At 70.1% G+C, this 24,676-nt stretch carries 25 protein-coding genes; 14 read left to right on the top strand and 11 right to left on the bottom strand.

Features of this window, described 5'->3' with window-relative positions:
• Positions 1 to 119 precede the first annotated feature (119 nt).
• The gene (locus ACQP2E_RS16825; RefSeq protein WP_433832708.1) at positions 120 to 1,184 is read left to right on the top strand and encodes a magnesium and cobalt transport protein CorA; all 1,065 of its coding nucleotides are present in this window, start codon (positions 120 to 122) and stop codon (positions 1,182 to 1,184) included.
• Positions 1,185 to 1,204: 20 nt separating this feature from the next.
• On the opposite strand, the gene ACQP2E_RS16820 is transcribed toward ACQP2E_RS16825, so the two are convergent.
• Positions 1,205 to 2,086, bottom strand: coding sequence for a DUF4437 domain-containing protein (locus ACQP2E_RS16820; protein ID WP_433832706.1), 882 nt, complete (start codon positions 2,084 to 2,086; stop codon positions 1,205 to 1,207).
• Positions 2,087 to 2,170: 84 nt separating this feature from the next.
• Here ACQP2E_RS16820 and ACQP2E_RS16815 point away from each other — a divergent pair, with 84 nt between their 5' ends.
• Positions 2,171 to 2,716 (top strand): TetR/AcrR family transcriptional regulator, encoded by a 546-nt coding sequence (locus ACQP2E_RS16815; protein ID WP_433832704.1) that lies wholly within the window; start codon positions 2,171 to 2,173, stop codon positions 2,714 to 2,716.
• A complete protein-coding gene (locus ACQP2E_RS16810) occupies positions 2,713 to 3,456 on the top strand; it encodes a maleate cis-trans isomerase family protein (RefSeq protein WP_433832702.1) in 744 nt (247 codons plus the stop codon). Before ACQP2E_RS16815 ends, ACQP2E_RS16810 begins: the two co-directional genes overlap by 4 nt.
• A 100-nt stretch (positions 3,457 to 3,556) precedes the next feature.
• Here ACQP2E_RS16810 and ACQP2E_RS16805 read toward each other — a convergent pair whose 3' ends face one another.
• The 3 genes from ACQP2E_RS16805 to ACQP2E_RS16795 are packed head-to-tail and all read right to left on the bottom strand — an operon-like array spanning position 3,557 to position 7,080.
• Entirely contained in the window at positions 3,557 to 5,452 is a 1,896-nt protein-coding gene (locus ACQP2E_RS16805) for a hypothetical protein (protein ID WP_433832700.1), read from the bottom strand.
• Between the two features lie 14 nt (positions 5,453 to 5,466).
• Positions 5,467 to 5,796, bottom strand: a complete 330-nt coding sequence (locus ACQP2E_RS16800; protein ID WP_433832698.1) for a PadR family transcriptional regulator — start codon at positions 5,794 to 5,796, stop codon at positions 5,467 to 5,469.
• 45 nt (positions 5,797 to 5,841) lie between these two features.
• Entirely contained in the window at positions 5,842 to 7,080 is a 1,239-nt protein-coding gene (locus tag ACQP2E_RS16795) for a beta-ketoacyl-[acyl-carrier-protein] synthase family protein (RefSeq protein ID WP_433832696.1), read from the bottom strand.
• Between the two features lie 94 nt (positions 7,081 to 7,174).
• On the opposite strand from ACQP2E_RS16795, the gene ACQP2E_RS16790 reads away from it, so the two are divergent.
• Complete coding sequence (locus tag ACQP2E_RS16790; protein WP_433832694.1) at positions 7,175 to 7,444, top strand: hypothetical protein; 270 nt, start codon at positions 7,175 to 7,177, stop codon at positions 7,442 to 7,444.
• Here the strand turns inward: ACQP2E_RS16790 and ACQP2E_RS16785 are convergent.
• Entirely contained in the window at positions 7,413 to 7,682 is a 270-nt protein-coding gene (locus ACQP2E_RS16785; RefSeq protein ID WP_433832692.1) for a hypothetical protein, read from the bottom strand. The two genes, ACQP2E_RS16790 and ACQP2E_RS16785, sit on opposite strands and share 32 nt — an antisense overlap.
• Positions 7,683 to 8,025: 343 nt before the next feature.
• Here ACQP2E_RS16785 and ACQP2E_RS16780 point away from each other — a divergent pair, with 343 nt between their 5' ends.
• The 3 genes from ACQP2E_RS16780 (at position 8,026) to ACQP2E_RS16770 (ending at position 10,050) form a co-directional block, all read left to right on the top strand.
• Positions 8,026 to 8,787, top strand: a complete 762-nt coding sequence (locus ACQP2E_RS16780) for a hypothetical protein (protein ID WP_433832690.1) — start codon at positions 8,026 to 8,028, stop codon at positions 8,785 to 8,787.
• A gap of 8 nt (positions 8,788 to 8,795) precedes the next feature.
• Complete coding sequence (locus ACQP2E_RS16775; RefSeq protein ID WP_433832688.1) at positions 8,796 to 9,050, top strand: hypothetical protein; 255 nt, start codon at positions 8,796 to 8,798, stop codon at positions 9,048 to 9,050.
• Positions 9,051 to 9,147: 97 nt separating this feature from the next.
• Positions 9,148 to 10,050 carry an SEC-C domain-containing protein gene (locus ACQP2E_RS16770; protein WP_433832686.1) on the top strand — a complete coding sequence of 301 codons (903 nt, stop codon included), beginning with the start codon at positions 9,148 to 9,150 and terminating at the stop codon, positions 10,048 to 10,050.
• Positions 10,051 to 10,222: 172 nt separating this feature from the next.
• Here the strand turns inward: ACQP2E_RS16770 and ACQP2E_RS16765 are convergent, their stop codons facing one another.
• The 3 genes from ACQP2E_RS16765 to ACQP2E_RS16755 form a co-directional block, all read right to left on the bottom strand.
• Positions 10,223 to 11,092, bottom strand: a complete 870-nt coding sequence (locus ACQP2E_RS16765; protein ID WP_433832684.1) for an NAD-dependent epimerase/dehydratase family protein — start codon at positions 11,090 to 11,092, stop codon at positions 10,223 to 10,225.
• 1 nt (position 11,093) lies between these two features.
• Positions 11,094 to 12,122 carry a hypothetical protein gene (locus tag ACQP2E_RS16760; RefSeq protein ID WP_433832682.1) on the bottom strand — a complete coding sequence of 343 codons (1,029 nt, stop codon included), beginning with the start codon at positions 12,120 to 12,122 and terminating at the stop codon, positions 11,094 to 11,096.
• 361 nt (positions 12,123 to 12,483) lie between these two features.
• Complete coding sequence (locus ACQP2E_RS16755; protein WP_433832680.1) at positions 12,484 to 12,609, bottom strand: hypothetical protein; 126 nt, start codon at positions 12,607 to 12,609, stop codon at positions 12,484 to 12,486.
• Between the two features lie 149 nt (positions 12,610 to 12,758).
• Between ACQP2E_RS16755 and ACQP2E_RS16750 the strand changes: the two genes are divergently transcribed.
• The 7 genes from ACQP2E_RS16750 (at position 12,759) to ACQP2E_RS16720 (ending at position 20,631) form a co-directional block, all read left to right on the top strand.
• Positions 12,759 to 13,859: a hypothetical protein gene (locus ACQP2E_RS16750; protein ID WP_433832678.1), complete on the top strand. Its 1,101-nt coding sequence runs from the start codon at positions 12,759 to 12,761 to the stop codon at positions 13,857 to 13,859.
• Positions 13,860 to 14,078: 219 nt separating this feature from the next.
• Positions 14,079 to 15,176, top strand: a complete 1,098-nt coding sequence (locus ACQP2E_RS16745; protein ID WP_433832676.1) for a polyprenyl synthetase family protein — start codon at positions 14,079 to 14,081, stop codon at positions 15,174 to 15,176.
• An 88-nt stretch (positions 15,177 to 15,264) separates the two neighbouring features.
• Complete coding sequence (locus tag ACQP2E_RS16740) at positions 15,265 to 16,608, top strand: cytochrome P450 (protein ID WP_433832674.1); 1,344 nt, start codon at positions 15,265 to 15,267, stop codon at positions 16,606 to 16,608.
• A gap of 10 nt (positions 16,609 to 16,618) precedes the next feature.
• Positions 16,619 to 17,773, top strand: a complete 1,155-nt coding sequence (locus tag ACQP2E_RS16735; RefSeq protein ID WP_433832672.1) for an acyl-CoA dehydrogenase family protein — start codon at positions 16,619 to 16,621, stop codon at positions 17,771 to 17,773.
• Positions 17,770 to 18,750, top strand: coding sequence for an acyl-CoA dehydrogenase family protein (locus ACQP2E_RS16730; protein WP_433832670.1), 981 nt, complete (start codon positions 17,770 to 17,772; stop codon positions 18,748 to 18,750). The genes ACQP2E_RS16735 and ACQP2E_RS16730 overlap by 4 nt, the downstream gene beginning before the upstream one ends.
• Positions 18,747 to 20,270, top strand: coding sequence for a class I adenylate-forming enzyme family protein (locus tag ACQP2E_RS16725; RefSeq protein WP_433832668.1), 1,524 nt, complete (start codon positions 18,747 to 18,749; stop codon positions 20,268 to 20,270). Before ACQP2E_RS16730 ends, ACQP2E_RS16725 begins: the two co-directional genes overlap by 4 nt.
• Positions 20,263 to 20,631, top strand: a complete 369-nt coding sequence (locus tag ACQP2E_RS16720) for a hypothetical protein (protein ID WP_433832666.1) — start codon at positions 20,263 to 20,265, stop codon at positions 20,629 to 20,631. The genes ACQP2E_RS16725 and ACQP2E_RS16720 overlap by 8 nt, the downstream gene beginning before the upstream one ends.
• A 44-nt stretch (positions 20,632 to 20,675) precedes the next feature.
• Here the strand turns inward: ACQP2E_RS16720 and ACQP2E_RS16715 are convergent, their stop codons facing one another.
• The 3 genes from ACQP2E_RS16715 to ACQP2E_RS16705 are packed head-to-tail and all read right to left on the bottom strand — an operon-like array spanning position 20,676 to position 24,429.
• Complete coding sequence (locus ACQP2E_RS16715; RefSeq protein ID WP_433832664.1) at positions 20,676 to 21,140, bottom strand: DUF3237 family protein; 465 nt, start codon at positions 21,138 to 21,140, stop codon at positions 20,676 to 20,678.
• On the bottom strand, positions 21,137 to 22,774 hold the full coding sequence (locus tag ACQP2E_RS16710) for a CocE/NonD family hydrolase (RefSeq protein WP_433832662.1): 1,638 nt from the start codon (positions 22,772 to 22,774) through the stop codon (positions 21,137 to 21,139). The genes ACQP2E_RS16715 and ACQP2E_RS16710 overlap by 4 nt, the downstream gene beginning before the upstream one ends.
• Positions 22,771 to 24,429, bottom strand: a complete 1,659-nt coding sequence (locus ACQP2E_RS16705) for an FAD-dependent monooxygenase (protein WP_433832659.1) — start codon at positions 24,427 to 24,429, stop codon at positions 22,771 to 22,773. Before ACQP2E_RS16705 ends, ACQP2E_RS16710 begins: the two co-directional genes overlap by 4 nt.
• Between the last annotated feature and the right edge of the window lie 247 nt (positions 24,430 to 24,676).

Here is a 24,676-nt window from a genome sequence, read left to right as displayed (position 1 = left end):
TCGGTACGCGCGAACCCGCAGGCGAGCCGGCGGGTTCGCGCCCGGCAGGACTGAGCTGCACCACCGCTTCACCTCCACCGGTGAACCTCAGTAAGCTCCCGACCGGGGGTGAGCGATCAGTGGACGCACGACGCACCTGGCAGCCGCCCCGGCCGGCCGGCCGTGGGCGCGCCGACCACACCGCGATCGTGGGCTGCGACCTGTTCGTCGACGGGACCGTGGTGGAGAGTCCCGGCTCGGCCGCCGACCTGGCGCGGCTGCGGGAGCAGGCCCGGGCGACCGACGGCGCGTTCGTCTGGCTCGGCCTGCACGAGCCCACCGAGGCCGCACTCAACCGGGTCGCCGAGGTGTTCGGGCTGCATCCCCTCGCCGTCGAGGACGTCCTGCACCGCGAGCAGCGGGTCAAGATCGAGCGGTACGAGGACGTGGTCTTCTTCGTGATGCACGCCGCTCAGTACCTGGACCACGAGCGGGTCACCGCCACCAGCGAGATCGTCAGCACCGGTTTCGTCTTCCTCTTCGTCGGCCCGGACTTCGTCATCACCGTCCGGCAGGGCACCGTCATGGAGCTCGGCTCGCTGCGCGCCGACCTGAGTTCCGACCCGCAGCTGCTGGCCGGCGGCCCGTGGTCGGTGGCGCACGCCGTCCTGGACCGTCTCGTGGACCGGTACGTCGACATCGCGGGCGCCATGGCGACCGACCTCGACGCGACCGAGGCCGCCGTCTTCGCGCCCGGCACCCCGATCACCGTCGAGCAGATCTACCAGCTGAAACGGCAGCAGATGAAATTCAAGGCGGCCGTGGTCCCGTTGCACCGCCCGCTCGCCGCCCTGGCCGGCGAGCACTTCACCGACCTGTCCCCGGAGGTCCGCCGATACTTCAGTGACGTCGCCGACCACCACAGCGCCGCCATGGAGCAGGTGGTCGCGTTCGACGACGTCCTGAACGCCCTGCTCCAGGCGCGCCTCACCCAGCTGACCGTGGACCAGAACAACGACATGCGCAAGATCGCTTCCTGGGCCGCCATCGGCGCGCTGCCCACCGCGATCGCCGGGCTGTACGGCATGAACTTCGCCCACATGCCCGGCCTGGAGAGCCACTACGGATACGCGAGCGTCATGGCGGTCATCGTGTCCAGCGCGGCGCTGCTGTACCTGCTGCTGCGCCGCGCCGGCTGGCTGTGACCCGTACCCAAGAATGGGTCTCACTGATAGGCAGGGTCTCCCCAGCGACCGATGCCGCGGGACCGGACCGGCTCGATGTACCGGGGTGCGACGCTCTGCGGGAAGCCCTCGCCCCAGTTGGTGGCGTCGCCGTGCATCTCGACCCGCGCGTTGTCGGTGTACCAGTCGACGAGATCCGCATCGGAGCGGATCAGCCAGGTGCACCCGGCCTCGGCGTCCGCGGTGAAGTCGCCGTGCCGGATCAGCGGCGGACGCCAGAAGTAGGTGCCCGGCCACATCTTGCCGAAGTTGTAGTCGAAGGCGCCGTCGAGGCAGTACGCCTCCTCGGAGCACGGGTGGTGAGCCAGCGGCTGCTCACGCCAGCCCGGCTTCGCCTTGATCAGGCGGGTGTAGAAGCCGGTCTTCGCATCGCGGTACAGCAGCTTGATGTAGAGGCCCGGGACCGGCGTGCCGCCGAGGTCGAACCGCATCGGGCTGCCGTCCTTGACGTCGATCCACGGCATCGCCGCGCTGTCGAGCACGACGAGTTCCTTGTCGTCGCGGCCTGACCCGGCGAGGTCGAAGTGCCAGTCGCCGTACTCACGAAACAGCAGGACCTCGGTGCCTGCGGTGACCGTGATCGCCGGGGTCCACACGCCCGCCGGGGCGGTCCAGTAACCCTGCGCGGTCAGCGTGGTATCGCCGATGGCCACCTGGCCGGACAGGACGTACCACTCGGTGTCGGCCTGGTGCACGCCGGCCGGACGGGACCAGTCGCTGGTGAAGCGCACCTTGAGCGAGGCGGACCCGTCCTCCTCGTCATAGCTCAGGTTGCGCTGCTCGGCATCGCCGGTGGCGTGCTGGAACTCGGCGACGTGCCAGATCAGGTCACGTTCATCAACGATCTCGACGTGCGGACGCATCGGTCCTCCAGAACTTTGCCGGATGGTTTCCGGTACGGAATGTAGCGGCTATTAGTTTCGCGTACAAGGTGTAGTGTTAACCGGGTGATTCGACCAGGACGTCCTGCCGGACCGACAAGCGACACCGAGGCCATCGTGCTCACGGCGGCCCTGAAACTGCTGCTCGAGGAGGGCCCGCCCGCGCTCACGGCGCAACGGTTGTTCCAGGTCACCGGTGTTTCGCGGTCGACGATCTACCGGCACTGGCCGACACCGGCCGCCGTGCTCGCCGCGCTGATCGACGTCGCCCCGATCTCGCCCGGCCAGCCGAAAGGCGACCTCGCCGAGGACCTGCACGCCGAGGTCGACCTGCTCTGCGACCGGTTGCGTGACCGCCCGGTCGGCGCGTTCCTGCAGGCGCTGGTGGTCGCCGGGATGGCGGATTTGCGCCACCGCTACGTGAGCGACCTGCTCGCCCCGTTCCACCAGGTGATGCGCGCCGCCGGCGTCGCTGACGGCGACCGCGAGGACGGCGTCGCCATGATCGCCTCACCGCTGCTGCTCGACGCGCTGCTGCTGGACCGCACCGCCGCGCGCGACCGCGCCCACCGCATCGTCACCACCGTCACGGAAGCATGGGGACAACCTTGACCAATATCGTCGGACCGCGCGCTGTCTTCGGCGTGATCGTGCCCAGCACCAACACCGTGGTCGAGCACGACTACTGGAGTGCCCGCGTTCCCGGCGTCGCCTTCCGCGCCGGGTCCATGCACATCCCGAACCCGGCGATGAACGACGACGCCGGCTTCGAAGCCCTGCTCGGCCAGATCCGCGCGTCGATCGACACGGCGGTCCGCGACGTGCTCACCGCCGAGCCGGACCGGATGGTCATGGGCATGTCCGCCGAGACGTTCTGGGGCGGCGTCGAGGGCAACGCCGCGTTCGAGCAGCGGCTACGGAAGCAGACCGGGCTGCCGGTGACCACCGGGGCGAGTTCCTGCCGGGCAGCGCTGCACGAGCTGGGCTGCCGGCGGATCGCGGTCTTCTCGCCGTACCAGCCGATCGCCGACCGTGAGGTCGGCCGCTTCTTCACCGAGGCCGGCTTCGACGTCGCGGCCATCACCGGCCTGCGCTGCCCGACCGCCACCGCCATCGCCCGGGTGGCACCCGAGCGGCTGCGCGCGGTGATCGCCGAGCTGGACGGCCCCGGCGTCGAGGCGATCGTCCAGGTCGGCACCAACCTGTCGTTCGTCACGCTGGCCGAGGAGCTGGAGCAGGAGCTGGGCAAGCCGGTGATCGCCATCAACACGGCGACGCTGTGGCACGCGCTACGCGAGCACGGCATCGCCGACCAGGTGAGCGGCGCGGGATCCCTGCTGCGATCGTTTTGACGAACGTGCGAAGGGCGCCCCGGCAAGCTGGATCATCGCGGGCCGGGACGCCCTGTCACTGAGAAAACTATCCCGTAGTTGCAAACTTCTTGCAATAACTTCAGCCGACCGGGTCGAGGACCGGCGCCGGCTCCACCCGCTGACCGGCCTCCGCGCCCCCGTCCAGCCGTGCCGCCACCAGCACCGCGAACGGCGCCACCAGCAACACCGCCCCCGGCACCACCGACAGACCGTCCGCCGGATACCCGGACCCCTCGATGGCGAAGAGCAGTTCGGGCGCGACCATCCCGAAGTAGATCGACGCCAGCATCACCGCGACCGTCCCCGGGACAGCCGCAAGCACCAGCAGGGTCCAGATCACCGCGGTACGCCCGCGCGCCCGATCCCGATGCCGGCGCAGCAACGCCACCACCACCATCGCGAGCGGCAGCCCGACGAAGCCGCCGTACTGCGCGTCGCCGGTGTCCTCGGAGGTCACGTCGAGAGGCAGAAGCCCGGCCGCCACGACGATCGCCGACGGCACGGTGACCAGCAGCACGCGTACCCAGACAGCGAGCCGGCGCCGGCTCAGCGAGATCGCCGCGACCGCCGCGAGCAGCACCCCGAGCAGCCCCAGCCCGGTCGTGACCGGCAGCAGCCCGGCCGGCAGGAACGGATGGTTCACCCCCGGCGTGCCCTGGCTCAGCAGCAACGGCGAGCCGACCGCCGCGATCACCGCACCCACCGCGACCCGGCGGCGGATCGTGCCGGCCAGCCGCGCACCCTCGATGCCGCCACCGGCGGTCAGCCAGGCGAGCAGCGCTGCGGCTCCCCCGATCAGCAGCGCCACCGGCAGCACGTCGGCCTCGATCCGGGTCAGCACGGCGTTGGCCACGAGCAGAAGCACCGCGAGCACGACCGCGCCGATCACGGCGCGCTTGCGGGCGGCCGCGGCGACGAGCATGCCGAGCGCGGCGAGCAGGATCGCTCCCCAGCGCAGCTCGGCCACCCAGAGATAGATCTCGCCGTCGCCGCCAGGCATCGGCGCGCTCGCCGAGACGATCGGCATCGCGGGGGTGAGCACCGTGACCGTGTAGGCCCAGCCGCTGACGGCGAGCGCGACGCAGCCGGCGCCGGCCGCGAAGACGGCCGCCGGCGCCGGTTCGGATTCCTGCGCTTCCGCCACCCACACGGCCCTGGGTACCGGCCGCAACGCCCCGTCCCGATAGGCGAGGGCGAACACGGCGAACGCGACGAGCGTGATCGCCCACGGCCCGTAGCTGAAGAACGCGCGGCTGCTCAGCCCGTCCACGATCACGAAGAACGAGTCCGGAGGAAATCCGCCGGTCAGTGACGCGACAGCGACCTTCACCCCATCGTCGCTGGTCACCGCCATCGGGACGGTCGCGGCAGCTGCCGCGGCACCACACACCATGGGTACGCCGAAAAGCCTGGCCAGCACTCCGCGCGTACCGAGCAGACCGATGCCGGGCACCCAGACGATCAGCGCCAGGATCAGTGCGAGCAGGTGGAGCGGGTCCGTCGCGGCGGGAGCCAGCAGCGCCGGCGTGAGCAGCAGCGGGGTGAGAAACGCGAGCCGGTCGCTTTCCAGGGGCATCCGCCGGCCCAGCCACCTGCCGGCCAGCACGCACCACACGGAGAGCAGCAGGCCGCTGACGATGGCCGGCGGCCACGAGTACGACTCGACGCCGGCGAACCGCAGCCCCACCGAGGCGACCGCGGTGGTGAGCCCGGAGACGCCGAAGGTGAACAGGCCGGCGAGCACGAGCACCGCGGCCGGGGTGAGCGGCCCGGCCGTCTCGGCCCAGCCGCGTGGCGCTCCGGTCCGGTCCCGCACGGGCGGCGAGGTCAGCAGGCTCAGGGCGTACCCAAGGCGTTGTCCTTGACTCTCGATGGCGGTCAGCTCGGCGTGCCACTCGCGCGCCATCTCCTCCCGGATGTCAGCGGGCCAGCGGCGGGCGGCCGCGTCCAGGGCCCAGCGGGCGAGCCTGCTCATGCCGGTCTCCCTGCTCATGCCGGCCGCGGTTTCGCGACGCCGCCGAGCGCGCGGTCGAGCTGCTGGCGCAAGGCGGCGATCTCGGTACGCGCGGCGACCACGCCGTCCGGGGTGAGCCGGTAGTAGCGGCGGGCGGGCCGGCCGGCAGCGACCGGGTCGATCTGCTCCCACTCGGCCGCCACCCAGCCGGCGCGCTGCAGCCGGAGCAGGATCGGGTAGAGCGTTCCGCTGGGGTGCCCGCTGACGCGCATCAGGTCGAGGCCGTAACGGTCGGCCTCCGGATCTTCGAGGAACGCCGCGAGCACCTTCGACACGGCGGCCGTCACTCGTACGGGGGACGTCATGGCGGACACCCTAGCGCGGTTTTCTACATAGGGTCTACCCAGGCCTTAGTTCGGCTCGGTGAACAGCAACGACACGTTCTGGCCGCCGAACCCGAACGAGTTGCAGATCGCCGCCCGCACCGGCTGCCGGCGCGGCTGCCCGGCCACCACGTCGAGTTTCACCTCCGGCGCCGTGGACTCCAGGTTCAGCGTCGCCGGAATGATCCCGTCCCGGATCGTCAGCACCGTGATGATGCTTTCCACCGCCCCGGCCGCGCCGACCAGGTGCCCGATGCTCGATTTCGGCGCGGTCAGCACCACGTGGTCACCGAGCGCCGCCTGGATCGCGGTGGCCTCCCCGATGTCGCCGACCACCGTCGAGGTGGCGTGACAGTTGACGTGCTCGACGTCGGCCGGGGTCAGCCCGCCGGACGACAGCGCCGCCTGGATGGCCCGGATCTGCCCCCTGCCCTCCGGGTCAGGGCCGGTGATGTGATGGGCGTCGGCGGTCAGCCCGAACCCGGCCAGCTTGGCGAGAACCCGGGCGCCCCGGGCGGCCGCGAAATCGGCTCGCTCCAGGACGACCACACCGGCGCCCTCCCCCAGCACGAACCCGTCCCGGTCCACATCGAAGGGACGTGACGCCCGCTCCGGCTCGTCGTTGCGCCGCGACAACGTCCGGGCCTGCGCGAACCCCGCGATCGTGAGCGGCGTGATGCAGGCCTCGGCACCACCGGCGATCACCACGTCCGCCTCACCGGAGCGGATCAGCCGGGCACCCATGCTCAACGCCTCGGCGCCGGACGCACACGCGGACACGGTCGTGTAGGTGCCGGCCCGCGCCCCGAGCTCGATGCTCACCCAGGCGGCCGGGCCGTTCGGCATCATCATCGGAATGGTCAGCGGCGAGACCTTGGACGGACCCTTCTCCTCGATGATGTCGTCCTGATCGAGGATCGTGGACACTCCCCCGATCCCGGTGCCGATCACCACGGCCAGCCGTTCCGGCTCGAGCCGCGGAGTGCCCGCGTCCTGCCACGCCTGCTTCGCGGCGACCAGGGCGGCCTGCTCGCAGCGATCCAGCCGCCGCGCCTGCACCCGGGGCAGCTCGGTGTCCGGCGAGACCGCCATCGGCGCCGCGATGTGCGCGGGCAGATCCCGCCAGTGCGCGAACCCCTGGAGCTGCTCGTCGATGCGGCGCACCCCCGAACGGCCGTCCAGCAGGTTGCGCCAGAGGCTTTCCACATCCCCGCCCAGCGGGCTGGTGGCACCCAAACCGGTGATCACGACGTCCGGGACACTCATTTAGATCCTTCCATCGGCTCCCCGTAGTTCTAACGTATCCACGGGCCATGCCGCGCCCTCCGTGCGTTGGAGACAACGACACGGGAGGTGTGTCATGACCCTCGACCTGCGAATCGGCCGCGCTGAGGCGTTGTTCGCCAGCGACCTGCCGCAGTGCCGTTCGCTCGGTCACGCAGAGGTCACCGCCGCCATCGCGTTGACGTGGGTCAAGCACGGCGGCATCAGCGGGTGCGCCGCCCTGATGGCCGCCGAGTACGGCGACCACCCGGAGGCGGCGGCCGCACGGATGCGCTGGGCGCTGGCGACCGTCGCCCGGGTGTACCCGCCGGTGACTACCTGTTCGGGGCGTTCGGCGGCGCGATGAAACCGGTCTTGATGTCCAGCCCCGAGGTGGTGGCGCAGCGCAGCCGGAACGCCGACCGCGGTACCGGGCGGACGGCGAAGAATCCCATCTCGTCGATCGGCGCCTCGGACTCCGGACCGATCGACACGTAGATCGTCACGGCTCCGGGCTGCGGCGGCAGGATCTGGCCGAGGACCGCGTCGCCGGTTATCTCCAGCTCGATGGTCAGCTCGGTGGTCGCGTACGTGAGCGCCCGCAACGACGCGTCCTGCGACCGGACCGCGCCCGCGCCGGTGAGCTCGGGCGAGGACAGCTCGGAGTCGTACGTCAGATCGGCCAGCTCCGCGTCGATGGTGGACCATGCGAAGACCGCCTTTGCCGTTCTCCACGAAGGACGGCGGCACCGCCTCGGCCCGGTGGAGCGCTTTCGTCAGCGACGCGAACAGGTGGTCGTCGTCATGCCAGGTTTCGTTGCTCACGCGTTCGCCGCGGCCAGGAACTGCTGTCCGACATCCCCAGCAAACGCGCCCCAGGCGCCGACAGCACCCGCACCCAGCACTGACCACCGCTCACGGAGGCCGCATTTGCTCGCACAGGAACGCATGATCGCTCGGGTCAAGGACCTCTGCCGTACCGACGAACGCCTCGTCGCTGCTCTGGTCTACGGCTCGTTCGTCAACGGCGAAGCGGACCGCCACAGCGACATCGAGTTCTGGCTCTTCGCCGGCGCCTCCGCCGCGGCCACCCTGGACAAAGGCGCCTGGCTGGACCAGATCGCCCCGATCCGGCACACAGTCGTCAACGAGTTCGGCGCCCAGGTGGTGTTCTTTCCCGGCCTGCTGCGCGGCGAGTTCCACTTCGCCACCGAGAAAGACATCGATTCGGTACGCACCTGGCCCGCCCGCAGCGGCCCCACCGACCGGATGATCGTGCTCGACCGCACCGGCGCCCTCCGCGACGCCCTCGACTCCCTGCCCTCGCAGGCCCCGCTGCCCACCACTCCCGCCGAGATCGACGAGCTCTGCGGCCGGTTCGGCAACTGGCTGCTGCTCGCCCATCACGTGACGCAGCGCGGAGAGTTGCTGCGCGCCGCCGACGCCCTGGCGCACACCCAGCGGCACCTGCTGTGGATGGCCCGCCTCGCCGAGGGCCGCACTCAGCACTGGCTCACGCCGTCCCGCAACGCCGAGTCCGACCTCCCGCCCGAGGTCGTGCACGCCATCCACCGTACGACGGCAACCGCCGGCCCGGACTCGCTCGCCGCAGCCCTCACCGCGACGTGGGTCCTCGGCCGCCGCTATTGGCAGCAACTGGGGCATGACGTCCCCATCGACCTCTTCGCCGACCTCGACGCCTGCCTATGATCGGCGGCATGGGGCTGCAACTGGTTCAGGTGATCGTCAAGGCCCACGACGACGCGGCCCTCGGCCGGTTCTGGGCGGACGCTCTCGGCTGGGGTGTCTCCAGCGAGGGCCCCGGCGTGACGAACGTCGAACCGGTGAACTTCGTCTGGCCCGACCCGGCCGCCGTCTGCATCGACGTCGTCGCCGGCCAGGGCGATGTCCCGTGGCTGGTCCTCGCCGACCCGGAAGGCAACGCCTTCTGCCTCCTGTCCCCCCGCAGCTGACGGCTACAGCTGGGCTCATCGGTTGGTGAGAACACCACGGGGAAAGTGAGACCCAGATCAACAGCGATGGAACCGCACACAGAGTACGGTCAGGGACGTGTCGTTGAAAGCGAATCTGACCAGCGCAGACCTTACTGAACTCCGGGAGTCCGTCCTCGGTGCCGCCGACCCGCTGGGCGTCGCCGCCGAGCTGGCGAGCGCCGCCGAGGACAGCAAACTGGCCGACCCGGAGGACGCGGGGCTCGCCCTCACCCTCGCCGCCGAGATCGCCGAGAGCCGCAACAAGCTCGAAGCCGCCCTGCGGTACGTGGACAAGGCCCTTGAATCGTACGGAAAACGCGATGACGCCCAGGTCGCCGCGGCCCGTGCCGTGCGGGCCCGGCTGCTGTTCCGGGCCGGCCGCGAGGACGAGGCGACCGCCGAGCTCGAGCCGCTGCGCCCGCTGCTGACCAAGGAGCCGGACGCGGCGGCGTACGTCAGCGCGGCCCTTGCCGTCGGCGGCCGGCACCGGATCGCCGAGCAGTGGCTGACCGAGGCGGTCAAAGAGGCCCTCGCCGAGCGCGGCGCCGGCGAGCCGGCCGACGCGGAGGACGCGGGAACGTTGTTCTTCCTGCTGCAGCAGCGGCACCGCATCCGCCACGCGATCGGCCTGTCGCACGACGCACACGACAACCTCGCCGAGCGCCTCGAGACCCGGCTCGCCAACGCCTCGACCGCCACGTCCGCGGCCTCAGCCACCGGTGACCTGGTGTTCTGGCCGCAGGCCGACTTCGAAGCCCTGCCTGCCGACGAGGCCGAGAAGAACGGCGGCACCTGGGACGGGCACCGCGCCCGCCTGGAGCGCGAGCTGGTCCGCCGCGCCGGCGCCGGCCAGACCGACCTGGTGATCAAGCGCAACGGCGGCGGCCAGATCACCTGGCCGCCGGAGCGCAACAGCGCCTGCTGGTGCGGCTCCGGCCTCAAGTACAAGAAGTGCTGCCTGCCCCGCTCGCGCGGCTGACACCAGCACCAGACGAACACCGGCTCAAGGCCGCGGCCCGCTCCCACCGGCCGCGGCCTCCGCTTTCTCCGGCGACGGCCTCAGGTTTTGCCCGGCCTCAAGTCTCGCCCGGCCTCAGGTCTCGCCCGGCCCCAGGTCTCGCCCGTCCCCCGGCTTCACGTTTCGGCCGGTCTCAGCTTTGCGCGGTGGGTGCGGACGATCGCCAGCTGTACTGCGGGGCGTACCCAAGTAGCCGTCGAGCCTTCTCGATGGACAGCAGCGTCTCGTGCTCACCCAGCTCCCGGGTGACCGGCACGTCCGGGAAGTACTCGGCGGCCAGGTCGGCGGTCCGGCGGCTCATCACCGTGTCGGCGTTGGCGATCACGAAGACCTCCAGGCCGGGCCGGTCGTACCCGAGCGCGAGCCGCACGGCCTGCGCGCCGTCACGGGCGTCGATGTAACCCCACAGGTTCCAGATCCGCTGCCTCGGGTCGGCGTCGAAGCCGGGGAAGGCGGCGTAGTCACCGGGCTCCATCACGTTGGAGAACCGCAGGCCGGTCATCGTGAGCTCGGGGTCCCAGCGGCAGAACTGGGCGGCCATCTGCTCGTCGAGATGCTTCGCCAGTGAGTACGACGTCTCCGGCCGGGCCGCGTACTCCTCGTCGACCGGCAGGTACGGCGGCGGGGTGTCGAACGGCAGGCCGAGCAGGGTCTCGCTGGACGCCCACACGATCCGCTTGACGCCGGCCGTCCGGGCCGCGGCGAAGACGTTGTAGCTGGCGGTGACGTTGTTGGCGAACGTGGTCGCGTTCGGCGCCATGCCCGGGCCGGGAATCGCGGCCAGGTGCACGACGGCGTCGACACCGCTGAACCGATCGTCGACACCGGTCAGCGCGCCGAGCACCTGACCGTAATCGGTCAGATCGACACGGGTGTACGGGGCGAGGCTCTTCCCGGGTGGCGCCAGGTCGAGGTTGTGCACTTCGTATCCGTGGTGGAGCAGTTCTTTCACGACGGCGCGGCCGAGTTTGCCGCTGCCGCCGGTCACAGCGATGCGGGGCACGTCACTCCTGAGATCGTCCGATGGTGCTCTCAGTCTTTCCCACCTGAGGATCTTCCACCCGCCGGGCGGCGAGAAGGTACGCCCCGATAACCAGCGCCAGCACCACCCCGACGACGGTCAGGTCGCTGACGAGCGCCATCAGCGGCGACGCGGGCCGATATGCGGGAGCGAAGAACGCACCGGCCGCGGCGGCGAGCAGCCCGGCTGACCAGCCGGTCACGACATGCCGCTGGTCCCATCCGGCGCGCCGCGACCAGGTCACCACCACTGCCACGGCCGTCGCGGCGGCCACGGTGGTCGCGCCGACCAGCGGCCAGCCGGAGAAGAACCACAGGCTCAGCTGCAGGGCGAGCAGCAGCAGCCCGCACAGCAGCGGGTGCGGGACGCACCCCTCTCGTCGCTGCGGTGCACGCCGCCACCGTGCCAGCATCGCCGCCGCGACCAGCACGAACACCACACTCACGGCGAGCCACGCTTGCTCGGGAGCGAGCACGAAACCTTTCCGCCCGTCCTCACTGTCCGAGAAGATCATCAAGCTGCCCAGCAGGTAGAGCACGCCGAAGCCGAGCAATCCCCACCTGCCCAGCCACGGACGGTGCCGCCACGGCTCGCGTTGTGCCGACTCCACCAGCATGATCGGTGCGCAGATGCTCAACAGGACATGGTTGCCGACATAGTTGAACGCCTCCTCAGCGCTGAACCCGAACCTGGGTATCAGCGTCGCCGACGACGTCATGCCGGCGAACTCGGTGTCGTCGAGGAAATCCGGGTTGAACAACGACTGATCCACCAGCGCTGCCTGCACCACCCCGAACGCCGCCGCGAGCAGCACGATGACCGGCCAGCCACCACCGGAACGGCGTGCCACCTCGCGAATCAGCACCGCGGCTCCACCGTAGAGCGGCCCCAGGAACAGGATCACCACCGGGTAGTCGGCGACGGTGAACCCGCCCCAGGAGCACTCGGCGGTCCACGGCGCCAGCACCAGCAGCGCGACCACCGACATCCAGCGGCGCCATCGCTTGTCCACCTGTTCGTCCTTCCGGCCGGGAAACGCGTGCCTCACACACTCGCGCTTCCCGGCCGCCGGCCGCTGCTGCCGTCGGTCTATTTCTGCTAGACCAAAGTCGATGCCGGTCCCCGCGGCGGCCCGGGCAGCAACCGCCTCAATCTTGCGTGTCGGGGGCAGTCACCCAATTGTGCGGACGGCCGTTGAAGGATTCGGCGCCGCCGTAAGGTGGTGTTGATCCGCTCGCCGACCGGCGGAGCGAACTCCGAGACGACCAGGGGAAATCATGATTCGTACGATCGCCTCGCCCGTTTGTCGCGTCAATCCGCTGACCGGCGAGGGCGGAAGCTTCCACTGAGCAAAAGCGTGAAAGGTCGACCGTCTAGGTGAACGCGACCACCGCGATTCCCACCAGCGCCGTCACCAGCCCCACCAGAACCGCCGACAGCAGCAGCGCCGCAGCGAGCAGGCCGTTCGGGCCGATGACCGCGGCCAGTCGCGAGGACATGTTTCCCCCCTCGCCGGTCGATTCCGGGCCCCCTGGGCTGGCGTGGGGACCTTTCGGCCGGGGCCGGGAAAGCGCGAGTCTCACCGACGAGTGGATCGGCATGATGATCCCCTATGTGATCGACAGAGCACTATGTAGCTCTCCGTAGAATGCAGATAGCGCAGCACCCAGGCAAGGGGTATCGGAAGGTTTCCGCCCACCGGCCCGAAGCTGACACGCCAATAAAGCACGAACCCCTCCGGGCCGCACAATCAGCACTCGACAGTGACGGTTCACCCGGTAGAGTATTTGCTTCCCTCGGCCGCCTGGGCATCATTGGTGGAATGCCGCCGCCGTCGCCCGAACCCTCCGGGCCGGCCCGCTGGAGAAAACCTGTCGCAGCAGCGGCGCTCTTCACGCTGGCAGTGCTCGCGGTGGCGGCGGACGTCGCCCAGCTCAGCGACTTCTCGACCCGGATCCTTCGGGCTCTGCTGATCGCGGTGCTCGTCACCGGCCTGCTGTACCTGGTGATCAAGGTGTGGCAGTTCTACTTCGTACAGAAGGTCAAGGAGTTGCGCGGTCAATTGGCCGACGAGGCTCTCCGGGTGAAATCCGCGCGGGCCGACCTGCAGAACTGTCTGGAAGCGATCGAACGGATCAGTGATCGGGAACGGCCACTGTTCGCCGAAACCCTTGAGGTGACCGTCGGCATCGGCGAGAACGACGACGCGGACCTCATCGTCGAACGGCGGGTGACAACGGCGAAACCGCTGGTGACGAACCGCACGATGCGTCCCATCGTGCCGGTGCACAGCGAGCAGATCGCCAGCCTGGAGTCGATCTGCCTGACCGCGCATCGCAGCGACGGCAAGATCACCCTCATTCCGCTCCGGGAGCAGATCAACAAACTCAAGATCTGGCTGGTCTTCGATCCACCGATCTCCACGAGGAGCGAGTGGCGCGTCGAGTACCGTCCCAAGGGCCTCTGGCGACCATTCCGCGAGCGCGGCTTCGACTCGCTCGGCTGGGACGATCGATTGCAGACCCCCAATGGACGACCGTCCGCTTTCACCAGCTTCACCGTGACATTTCGTTTCCCGGCGGGCGACGAGAAGCCGACCCTGAAAGAGCGCAATGAGTACGGCCAATTGATGGCATGTTCCCAGAATGCCGACCGGACCTGGGAAATCACCTGGCGCGACGACGAGCCGGCCGGGCGCCGCTACGACTGGGATTTCGCCCAATCCCAGCAGAACGCGCAAAATCAATAAGCACCACGACAGGTAAACCTCCGGGCAGACCTTCGTGGCGCGTCGCGGCGACGCGATCCGGCACTGTGACGGCTGTCCGCACCCGCAGGACTAGCATCCTGACGGGAAATCTTGATAATAAAGAATCATGATCAGAGAGATAGTTGCCGACGGCCGGCACCGTGGCCTGCCCCTGGCCGGCCAGGACGTGATGTCACACGAACTCCCCCTCGCCCGGTCATGAGCATCCATCCCGAGCGCACGGCGTCACCGCTGGACATGGCAGACCTGCGCGACCGCGTGCATCACACCGTCAACGGATTCCTCGCCGTGCAGACCGAGCTGCTCGCCGATGTGAGCGCCGACTGCGCCCCGCTGGTGCATTACGTGGCGGATCTGATGAACGGCGGGAAACGGCTGCGAGCCGCCTTCTGTTACTGGGCGTGGCGCGCCACCGGTGCCGGTGACGGCGCGGCCATCGTCACCGCGGCCACCGCGCTGGAGTTCCTGCAGGCCGCCGCCCTGATCCATGACGACGTCATGGATGCCTCCGACACCCGGCGCGGCGCGCCCTCGATGCACCGCCGGTTCACCGCCCTGCACCAGGGCAACGGCTGGGAGAGGGATGCCGGGCACTTCGGCGTCTCCGCGGCCATCCTGGCCGGCGATCTGTGCCTGACCTGGAGCGACGAGCTCTACACCGGCAGCGGCCTGTCCCCGCAGGCGCTGGCCCGCGGCCGGGCGGTCTTCAATCCGATGCGCACCCAGCTGATGGGCGGGCAGTACCTGGACCTGCTCGAACAGGCGATCGGCGGCAGCCGCCCGCATGACGCTCTGCACCGTGCCCGCCGCGTCACGCATTACAAGAGCGCCAAGTACACCGTCGAGCACCCGCTGCTGCTCGGCGCGAGCCTTGCCGGAGCCGACGACCATCTGCTCGCCCGGCTTTCCCGGTTCGGTCTGGCTCTCGGGGAGGCCTTCCAGTTACGCGACGACGTCCTCGGCGTCTTCGGCGACCCCGCCACGACCGGCAAGCCCGCCGGCGACGACCTGCGCGAAGGCAAACGTACCGTCCTGATCGCTCTCGCCCTGCAGCACGGCGGCGCCCGGCAACGCGATGTCATCGAGACCCTGCTCAGCGGGGCATCTCCCGGCCCTGCCGACATCGACATCCTGCGCGCCATCATCGTGGACACCGGCGCGCTGGCCGCCGCCGAACAGATGATCGCCGACCTGCTGGATCGGTCCCGGTCGGCACTCGACACCGCCACGATCGACGAGACGGCCCGGTCGGTGCTGCTCGCGCTCGCCGACGCGGCTGTCACCCGCAGCTCATGAAAAGCGCAGGCCACACCGGCCGGCGTTGACAGGGCGCCCTCCGGCGAATCACGCTGGTCGATACGAGGACGCTCTTTCGAGGTGAGCCATGGCGGCCGACGCTCGGGTACCAGAACAGATAGCCCCGCTGCGCCCCGAGGACCGTGGCCTGCCCTGGATCGGCCTGCTCCTCGAATACCAGAAGGACCCGATCGGGCTCTACCGCCGCCACTGGGAGCATTACGGTCCGGTCGCCCCGGCGTACATGCTCGGCAAGAACACCGTGATGCTGCTCGGCCCGGACGCCTGCGGTGAGGCGCTGCAGAACCCGGACAAGGCGTTCGCGAACGGGCCGGCCTGGTCGCAGCTGGTCGGCCCGTTCTTCCACCGGGGCCTGATGCTGATCGACTTCGACGATCACCTGAGCCATCGGCGGATCATGCAGGAGGCGTTCACTCAGCATCGGCTGGACGGTTACACCCGCCGGCTGCACCCGGCGATCGAGCACGGCATGGCGAGCTGGGAGGCCGGCAAGCGATTCCGGGCGCATTGGCGGATCAAGCAGCTCACCCTCGACATCGCGGCGAACCTGTTCATGGGCGGCGCCCGGGACACCAGCGACGCCGGGATGGCCCGGGTCAACAAGGCGTTCATCACCTGCGTGCAGGCCGCCGCCGGCATCGTGCGGGCCGACGTGCCGTTCACCCGCTGGGGGCGGGCGTACCGCGCTCGCCGGGTGCTGGAGGAATTCCTGCGCGGCTATCTGCCGGCCAAGCGGGCCACGGCGAGCGACGACATCTTCTCGGTGCTGTGTCATATCGAGACCGACGACGGCGAGCGCTTCTCCGACGACGACGTCATCAACCACATGATCTTCCTGATGATGGCGGCGCACGACACGTCGACCATCACGACCTCGACGATCCTGCAGTACCTCGGCCAGCATCCCGGGTGGCAGGACCGCTGCCGGGCCGAGGCCCTCGCGCTCGGGCCGGCCCCGGAACGGGCCGAGCTGGAGTCACTCGTCTCGATCGACCTGGTCATGCGGGAGGCGTTGCGCCTGCGGGCACCGGTTCCGGTGCTGGTCCGGTACACCGTCAAGGACACCGTCGTGCAGGGCGTGCGTATCCCGGCCGGCACGATGTGCGCGCTCGGCATCCAGTTCACCCACCTGATGGAGCAGTACTGGACCAACCCGGCGCTCTTCGACCCGGAGCGGTTCGCACCCGATCGCCGCGAGGACCGCTCGCACCGCTTCGCCTGGGAGCCGTTCGGCGGCGGCGTGCACAAGTGCATCGGCCTCTACTTCGGCGGCCTCGAAGTCAAAGCGATCATGCACCGGCTGTTGCGGACGTACCACTGGGACGTCGACCCGGAATACGTCCCGCGACTCGACCACCACTCGCTGCCCTTCCCGAAGGACGGCCTGCCGATCGTTCTCCAGCAGCGTTGAAAGGACCGGGATGGATTTCGACGACACCGAGGACGAGGCGGCCTGGCGCGCCGAGGTCCGTGCGTTCCTGCCAACCCTGCCGCCGGAAGACGAGCCGAGGACTCGTCAAGCCCGGCTCTACGACGCCGGATTCGTCGGCGTCACCTGGCCCACCGAGGCCGGCGGCCGCGGCGGCACCCCGATGCAGCAGGCGATCGTCGACCAGGAGATGTCCCGGCTCGGCCTGCCCGGCCTGATCAACCTGATCGGCATCGGCATGTGCGGCCCGACGGTGATCCTGCACGGCAGCGACGACCAGAAGCAGCGTTACCTCAAACGGCTGCTCCGGGCCGACGACCTCTGGTGCCAGCTGTTCAGCGAGCCGTCCGCCGGCAGCGACCTGGCCGCCCTGCGTACCAAAGCCGTCCGGGGGAACGACGGCTGGCGGATCACCGGACAGAAGGTGTGGACGACCCTGGCACACCTCGCCGACTACGGGATCCTGCTGGCGCGTACCGATCCTGATGTTCCCAAGCATCGTGGCCTGACCATGTTCGTGGTGGACATGACGGCGCCCGGCGTCACCGTGCGGCCGCTGCGGCAGATGAACGGCGACGCGCACTTCAACGAGGTGTTCTTCGACGACGTGGTCATCCCGGACACCGAACGCCTCGGTGCACCCGGCGACGGCTGGACCGTGGCGCTGACGACCCTGATGAACGAGCGGCTCTCGCTCGGCGGCGGTGGCACCGCGATCGGGCCCAAGCCGGAGACGGTGGCCCGGCACGTCGCCGAGCACATCGGCGCGCTGCCCGCCGACCGGCAGGCCCTGGCCCGGCAGGAGCTGGGTCGCGGCTACGTCGCCGCGCTCGGCGCCCGCTACACCGGGTACCGCCAGTTGTCGAAGCTCAGCCGCGGCGAATTCCCCGGACCGGAGGCGTCGGCGGGCAAGCTGAGCAGCACCCGATTGGCGCGTGACCTGACCGACCTCGCGGTCCGCGTGCTCGGCGGCGACAGGCGCGTGGCGGTCTCCCGCGACGGCAGCGACACCTGGCAGACCATGCAGGCGGTGATGCCGGGCATGGCCATCGCCGGCGGCAGTGACCAGGTGCTCCGCAACATCATCGGGGAGCGGGTCCTCGGATTGCCCGCCGAGCCCCGCGCCGACAAGGGGGTCCCGCGATGAACTTCGACCTGGATCAGGAACATCGGGACCTGGCCGCCGCGGCCGCCGAGTTCCTGTCGTCGTCCGCAAGTCAGGCGTCCGCCCGCGCGGCTCTCGACGACCGGAGCGCCGGCATCAAGCCCGGCCGCGCGGAACTGGTCAAGAGCGGTTTCGCCACGATCACCATCCCGGAGAGCGCCGGCGGGGGCGGCGGCAGCGTCCTGCATCTCGCCGTCGTCGCCGAGCAGGCCGGCCGGGTGCTCGCCGGACCGTCGCCGGCCGGATTCGCCCGCGCCGCCGTACTCCTGGCCGGCGATCCGGAGCGGCTGGCCGGCCTCGCCGACGGCAGCCTCGCCGTAGCGGTCGCCGACGACACCGGCCCGGTCCTGGACGCGATCGGCGCCGACACCTTCCTCGCCCTGCACGACGGCGCCCTGACCTGCGGTCCGGGCCAGGTCACCGCCCGCGAACCCATCGACGCCACTCGCTCTCTCGGCGACGTCACCCTGGGCGGCAACCCCACTGTGGTACGCGACGCCGCCGCCCTGTGGCAACGCGCGGAACGCGTCGGCCGCACGATCCTCGCCGCCGAGAGCCTCGGTACCGCCGCCCGCATCCTGGAGATCGGCGTGGCATACGCGAAAGACCGGCACGCGTTCGGCCGCCCGATCGGCTCCTACCAGGCGATCAAACACATGCTCGTCGACGTGTACGTCGCGGTGGAACAACTCCGATCACTGGTCTGGTGGGCCGCGTGGGCCGCCGACCACTCCCCCGCCGAGCTGCCGCTGGCCGCCGCCGCTGCCAAGGCCGCCGCGGCCACCACCCTGGAACAGGCCGCCGAGACGGTGATCCAGGTGCACGGCGGCATCGGGTTCACCTGGGAACACGACGCCCACCTGTACTGGCGGCGCGCCAAGGTGGACCGGTTCCTGCTCGGCGACGACATCGCCGCCTTCGACGAGGTGGCCCGGCTCGCGATGGAGCAGGCCGCATGAGCACGGCCGGAGAGCGCCATCTCGCCCTGCTCGCCGAACAGGCCTACGAACGCCATGGTGACTACGAGTCGCTGTTCTTCGAGGGCCGCTGGCTGACCTCCCGGGAGATCTACGACCGGTCGGCGCGGGCAGCCACCGGCCTGCGCGCCCACGGGGTTCAGCCGGGCGACCGGGTCGTCGTGCTGATGACGAACGCCCCGGAGGTGTTCATCTCCTACCGGGCGATCTGGCGGGCCGGCGCGGTGGTGACGCCGGTGATCTTCCTGCAGAGCGTGCCGGAGCTGCGGCACATCCTCACCGACTCCGGCGCCGTCGCGGCGATCATCAGCCCGGAACTGGCCGACCTGTTCGCCGCGGCCGCCGAGGGCCTGTCGATCACCACGTTCGTGACCGGTTATTCCGTACCCGAAGGGCTGGTGGCTTTTGAAGATCTTGAGGCCGGTGAGCCGGCCGCGATCGAGCCGCGAGCGGACGACGACCTGGCCGCGCTGCTCTACACCGGGGGCACCACCGGGCGCGCGAAAGGCGTCATGCTCAGCCATCGGGGCCTGTGGGAGTCGGGCCGCGGCCTGGAGCTGGCCTCGCGCTCGACGGCCGCGACCAGGTCGTTGCTGCCGCTGCCGTTGTCGCACGCCTACGGTCTGATCGTCACCATCGCCGGTCTGCACTCCGAACGCCCGCTCGTCTCGGTGCTGCAACGCTGGTTCGACCCGGCCGGCTGGCTGGACCTGGTCGCCGAGCATCGGCTGGAGAGCAGTCCGGTGGTGCCGACGATGCTGCAGATGCTGCTGGCCCAGCCGCGCGGCTACCACGACCTGTCGTCGCTGCAGACCTTCGGCTCCGGCGGCGCGACCCTGCCGCCCGCCATCCGCAGCGCAGCCGAGAAGGCTTTCGGTGTGACCGTGCTGCAGGGGTACGGCTGCACCGAGTCCAGCGCGGTGATCTCCGCGGAATCGCTCACCGAACATCGGCCCGGCAGCGTCGGGAAGCCGCTCGCGCACGCCGAGGTGGAGATCCGCGACCTCACCGGACTCTCCCTGCCGGCCCGCGAGGACGGCGAGATCTGCGTACGCGGCCCCGGCGTGATGCTCGGCTACTGGAACGACCCGGAGCAGACGGCACGAACGGTCCGCGACGGCTGGCTGCACACCGGCGACATCGGCCACCTCGACCAGGACGGATACCTGTTCGTGGTGGACCGTTTGAAGGACCTCATCATCCGGGGTGGCTTCAACGTCTTCCCGCGTGACGTGGAGGATGTGCTGCTGGAGCACCCGGCGGTGCAGGTCGCGGCGTGTGTCGGCAGGCCGGACGCCGAGAACGGCGAGGAGGTGGTGGCGGTCGTGCAGCTCCAGCCGGGGCAGCGGGTGAGCGGCGCGGAGCTCGTCGAGTTCACCAGGGGACGGCTGGCGCGTTACAAGTATCCGCGCGAGGTGACAGTGCTGGACGCGGTACCCCTGACCAGCGTCGGAAAGATCAACCGCAAGGCCGTCCGCGCCCTGCTCACCCCCGATGAGTGACCGGAGAGCCGCCGGCTGGCTGGGTGCCTGCCTCGCGACGGGTCTGGTGCTGGCCGGCTGCTCGGCCGCCGACGACCGGGTGCCGGCGCCGACGGGTTCGCCACGCGGTGGTTTCGCCGCGGTAAGCCCATCCGCTGACGGGCAGGACGCAGCCGAGGCGGCGGCTGACGCAAGGATCGGGTGGGGCAACCCCGGCCTGAACGGCACCTCGATCTCGGTGCCCGGATGCCCGGGCGGTGCGAGTGGATGGCTGGCATTCGTCGGTGGCTATACGGTGCGCACGTCAGGATGTGTGCCGCTCATCGTCCGGGTGGATCAGATGGAGGAGCGCATCGCCGTCGGTGTGGGCGCTCCTTGCTGAGGATTGCCGCAGCGCCATCGGCTCGCCGGGCATCGGAGGCTCGGTCAGGTGACCCGGTACGCCGTGTAGCGCACCCGATCTGCCTCCCGGATCGCCGACGCGACGAAAATCGACTGCTCCAAAGCGCTCAGCCCCGGCTCCGCAGTCTCCAGCCGCACGCCCAGCCGGAAGTAGTACTCCGACGGATCCACCGGCTCACCACGCAGCAGGGCTTCGAGCACCGAAGGATCACCACTACGCACCCCGGACGTACGAATGTAGACATGACCACCACCCGCAACCCGCGCTGAATACCGGGTGTCGATCTCGATCGCCCCGTCAGCCCGGACCAGCTGCCAATCCGCCCCGCCGGGCAGGATCTCAGCGGAGAACAGGCCGGTGACCCGGCCGCCCACGATCGGCACGACCCGGCGGTGGCCGGCCCTGGTCACGCCGTGGTCCTCCAGCGCGCCGAGCCGGGCCTCCACCTCGAACGCGGCCTCCAGGCCGGGAACCGCCGGCGCGCTCATCCGGCCCACACCGGCAGCTCCAGGAACGACGGCCGGAACTCGTCGTGCGAGATCTCCTGCTCGGCGCGGTGCAGCGTGGCCGCTTCGAAGGCCGGCGAGCCGGATCCGGGATTGCGGGCGTAACGCGGGTGCGCGCCCGAGCTGACCTGCACGCTGATCCGGTGCCCGGCCTCGAATCGGTGGAACGTCGGCCACAGCGAAACGGTCACCTCGTGAAAGCCTTCGCCAGCGGCGACACGCCGGATGCCGTCGCACACGGTCATCGAACGACCGTCCGGGTGCACGTCACAGATCCGGACGAAGACATCGGCACTCGGCTGCGACGATCGGAAAAGGATCCGGGCCACCGGCTCCCCGGCGACCGTGACCGGCTCGGCGAGCACCTCACCCCGGAACACGGTCACGTCAGCACGACTCTCATGGGCGGCGTTGTCGACCGGCCCGGAATTCGGCAGCAGGCTGGGCCCGCCGACAGCCGGCGTCGGATCAGCGGGGTCGTAGACGTAAGCGGTCACTCCCCCGGCCGTCGCCTCCGGCGACAACCGGCCATCCACGTGCAGGTTCCACGCCTCGGCGGCGACACCCGGCGGTGGCCAGGCAGGCAGGTCATGCCACGCTTCCTCCCCCGTTCGGTACGCCCGGACCAGCGCCGTCCGCCCGCTGGGAATCTCGGCGAACTGCTCCTTGAGGAACGCGACCGCCTCCCCCACGGCCACTCCGCCCATGTCCCGGGACGTGTGCCCCCATGCGCCGATGGTGAGCCGCGGCGCCCGACCGGCAGCGGCCAGCTGGGCATGATTACGCAGCTGCCACGGCAGGAAGATGTCGTACCAGCCGGTGATCATGTTGACCGGTGCGGTGACGCCGGGCACCGAGGCGGTGTGCGACTGCTGGGTCCAGTACTCGTCGGTCAGCCGCTCGTGGCCGACCCAGTCCTGGTACCAATGGATCGTCCGGCCGGTCGCGGCGGTGTCGCCGTCGCTGAGCGGGAGCACGCCGAACGCCCGTCCCAGCTTCGGATCCGGGCGGATCATGGCGAGCCCGAGCGGCAGCATGTCCCGGCGGATCATCCGGTCCATCATCTGCGTCCAGCCGAGCGCGTTGCGCAGTGCGAACGCACCGTTGTCCCAGGTGATCGCCCCGAAGTCGGGCATCGTCACGAGTAGGCACAACGCGTCCGGCGCCAGCTCGGGATCGGCGGCCACCGCCCACTGGGTGTAACCCATGTAGCTGGCCCCGAACGTGGCGACCGTCCCGGTGAACCACTGCTGCTCGCGTACCCAGCGGTGGGTGGCGAGGCCGTCGCGCTGCTCGTCGACCTGCGGGGTGAAGACTCCGCCGGAACCCCAGGTGCCCCGGCAGCTCTGGAACAGCACCGGGAAACCCTCCCGGGCGAGAGCGCGGGCCTCACCGGCCACCAGGCCGCGCCGGCCGTACGGTCCACGCATCACGATCGTCGGCAGCCGGGGATCGGTCTCGCCGATCGGGGTGATCAGGTCGGCGAGCAGCTCGACGCCGTCGTCCATCGGCACCCGCAGATCCTTGCGGATCGTGATGTCGTACGGGCCGGGCGTGAGGCCTTTGAGGGTCCGCGATTGCATCCAGCGCGAGAATCGCTGTCCGAGCGTACTCATGGGGTGTCCTTAAAGAGCGTGAGCGCGTCGCGCAGATGTTCCAGCGCGGGCACCGCGGCGGCGAGGGCTGACCGATCATTCGCGGACAGAGTGGCCACGGCGTCGGCGACGAGATTTCCGCTGGCGAGGTCGAAGCGGGCGAACAGGTCGAGGGCTCTCGCGGTGGCGAGGACCTCGACGTGGCGGCGGTTCCCGGGGCGGGGACGGCGCTCGACGAGCCCGTTCGCCTCCATCGTGGTGAGCAGATTGCTGACCGTCGGGCGGCTCAGGCCGAGCCGGTCGGCAAGCTCACCCGGACCAGCCACCACGCCGCTGGGCAGCACCCGCAGGATTTCGATCTGCGCGTCCGGGATCTCCGGCAGGTGTTCGGCGGTGCGGGCCGCGGTGAGCAGGGTCCGGCGCAGCGGCGAGATCACCGAGGCCAGCCGGGCCGCGTCCAGCACCGGCGGCGACAGCGAGGGCCGCTCGTTGAGCGCCGACGGGTGGAAGCCGGCCGCCTTCTTGTAACCGGTGGCGATTTCGGTCAGCTCGTCCGGCGCGATCACGTCGTGGATGTGCCCGAACCCGCCGGGCGCCCGCTCGTGGGCGAGCACCATCACCTGCTCGGGACCCTGCCGCCGGTTGCTCAGCACGAGCGCGGTGGTCGCCGGCCGCCGATCCGCCTCGTAGTCGTCGAGCGCCCGCGTCACCGTGGACGCGGTGGCGAGATGAAAGGCGAGGGTACGCGCGTCGATGATCGCTTGCGACGCCCCGTTGGAGCCGTTCGGATACATCGGATGTGCCGCGTCGCCGAGCAGCGTGGTGTTCCCGTGCGTCCAGGTGCTGATCGGATCGCGGTCCACCATCGGGTACTCGAGGATCTCGTCGGCGGCTTTCAGCAGTCCAGGCACGTCGAGCCACGGGAAACGCCAGTCCTCGAAGAGCGCGATGACCGGCTCCGGGTCGACCGCACGGTTCCAGTCCGCGCCGGTCCCGGCGAACCCTCTCCCGCGACGCTCAGCGATGATATTGATCAAATTCGGACCTATGGGGTACGCGACGAACTTCTGCTCCGCGTCTCCCGACATGATCATCGTGCGGCCGTCCAGGAAGCCGGGCGCGCGTACCGTGCCCCGCCACAGGGTCAGCCCGTTCCAGCGTGGTTCGCCCTCATCGGGATGTCGCTGGCGGCGCACCGCCGAGTGGATGCCGTCCGCCCCGATGATCAGATCGGCGGCGACGTCCACCCGCCCGGCCGCGGTCTCGAAGCGCGCCGCACCTTCGACGCCGATCAGGCGATGACCGGTGCGCACCGCGTCCGGACCCAGTCTCTCGCGCACCGCGGCGAGCAGCTCCATCTGGAACCGGCCGCGGTGCACCGACAGCTGCGGCCAGCGATATCCGGCATCGAGGCCGCGCGGCTCGCTCCAGATCAGCTGGCCGTGCCGGTTGTAGTAGGCGAGCGTGCCGGGCGCCGCGCCGAGCTTGGCCACCCGGTCGCCCAGGCCCAGCTCGGTCAGCTCCCGGACGGCGTGCGGGAGCAGATTGAGACCGACGCCGAGGGGTCGCAGCGAGGCGGCCCGTTCGTAGACGGTGACGTCGCGGAACCCGGCCTGGTGCAGGCTGAGCGCGGCGGTGAGCCCACCGATGCCGGCGCCCACGATAACGATCGCCAACTCGCCACTCCCTCTGCCGCCGCGAACTCCGGCACAGTTTTGTGACAAACATGTTGCGCGTCAAGAGTGATCTCATAACCAAGCGGCGCCTCGCCCTCGGCGTCGCCGCACCAACCCCGCGCGGGTCAGGGGCGGTTCGGGCCGGCCGTCTCCTCCGGCGGGATAGTCGGTTTGAGTGTCACACCCGTTGTGGATGTAGCCACACCCGCAACGGGTGTGGAGTCCAAGAGAACATCGCCGAGCCCCC

The organism is Actinoplanes sp. CA-015351 (assembly GCF_050955685.1).
Lineage (GTDB): Bacteria > Actinomycetota > Actinomycetes > Mycobacteriales > Micromonosporaceae > Actinoplanes.
The sequence above is the reverse complement of the archived record's forward strand: the minus strand, read 5'-3'. Positions and strand labels throughout refer to the sequence as shown.

Excerpts from the sequence above, each read along its gene's own strand:
- ACQP2E_RS16820 (WP_433832706.1), bottom strand. The coding sequence starts at position 2,086 with ATGCGTCCGCACGTCGAGATCGTTGATGAACGTGACCTGATCTGGCAC.
- ACQP2E_RS16805 (WP_433832700.1), bottom strand. The coding sequence starts at position 5,452 with ATGAGCAGGCTCGCCCGCTGGGCCCTGGACGCGGCCGCCCGCCGCTGG.
- ACQP2E_RS16800 (WP_433832698.1), bottom strand. The coding sequence starts at position 5,796 with ATGACGTCCCCCGTACGAGTGACGGCCGCCGTGTCGAAGGTGCTCGCG.
- ACQP2E_RS16795 (WP_433832696.1), bottom strand. The coding sequence starts at position 7,080 with ATGAGTGTCCCGGACGTCGTGATCACCGGTTTGGGTGCCACCAGCCCG.
- ACQP2E_RS16790 (WP_433832694.1), top strand. The coding sequence starts at position 7,175 with ATGACCCTCGACCTGCGAATCGGCCGCGCTGAGGCGTTGTTCGCCAGC.
- ACQP2E_RS16780 (WP_433832690.1), top strand. The coding sequence starts at position 8,026 with ATGATCGCTCGGGTCAAGGACCTCTGCCGTACCGACGAACGCCTCGTC.
- ACQP2E_RS16775 (WP_433832688.1), top strand. The coding sequence starts at position 8,796 with ATGGGGCTGCAACTGGTTCAGGTGATCGTCAAGGCCCACGACGACGCG.
- ACQP2E_RS16755 (WP_433832680.1), bottom strand. The coding sequence starts at position 12,609 with ATGTCCTCGCGACTGGCCGCGGTCATCGGCCCGAACGGCCTGCTCGCT.
- ACQP2E_RS16750 (WP_433832678.1), top strand. The coding sequence starts at position 12,759 with ATGCAGATAGCGCAGCACCCAGGCAAGGGGTATCGGAAGGTTTCCGCC.
- ACQP2E_RS16745 (WP_433832676.1), top strand. The coding sequence starts at position 14,079 with ATGAGCATCCATCCCGAGCGCACGGCGTCACCGCTGGACATGGCAGAC.
- ACQP2E_RS16740 (WP_433832674.1), top strand. The coding sequence starts at position 15,265 with ATGGCGGCCGACGCTCGGGTACCAGAACAGATAGCCCCGCTGCGCCCC.
- ACQP2E_RS16735 (WP_433832672.1), top strand. The coding sequence starts at position 16,619 with ATGGATTTCGACGACACCGAGGACGAGGCGGCCTGGCGCGCCGAGGTC.
- ACQP2E_RS16730 (WP_433832670.1), top strand. The coding sequence starts at position 17,770 with ATGAACTTCGACCTGGATCAGGAACATCGGGACCTGGCCGCCGCGGCC.
- ACQP2E_RS16725 (WP_433832668.1), top strand. The coding sequence starts at position 18,747 with ATGAGCACGGCCGGAGAGCGCCATCTCGCCCTGCTCGCCGAACAGGCC.
- ACQP2E_RS16720 (WP_433832666.1), top strand. The coding sequence starts at position 20,263 with ATGAGTGACCGGAGAGCCGCCGGCTGGCTGGGTGCCTGCCTCGCGACG.
- ACQP2E_RS16715 (WP_433832664.1), bottom strand. The coding sequence starts at position 21,140 with ATGAGCGCGCCGGCGGTTCCCGGCCTGGAGGCCGCGTTCGAGGTGGAG.
- ACQP2E_RS16710 (WP_433832662.1), bottom strand. The coding sequence starts at position 22,774 with ATGAGTACGCTCGGACAGCGATTCTCGCGCTGGATGCAATCGCGGACC.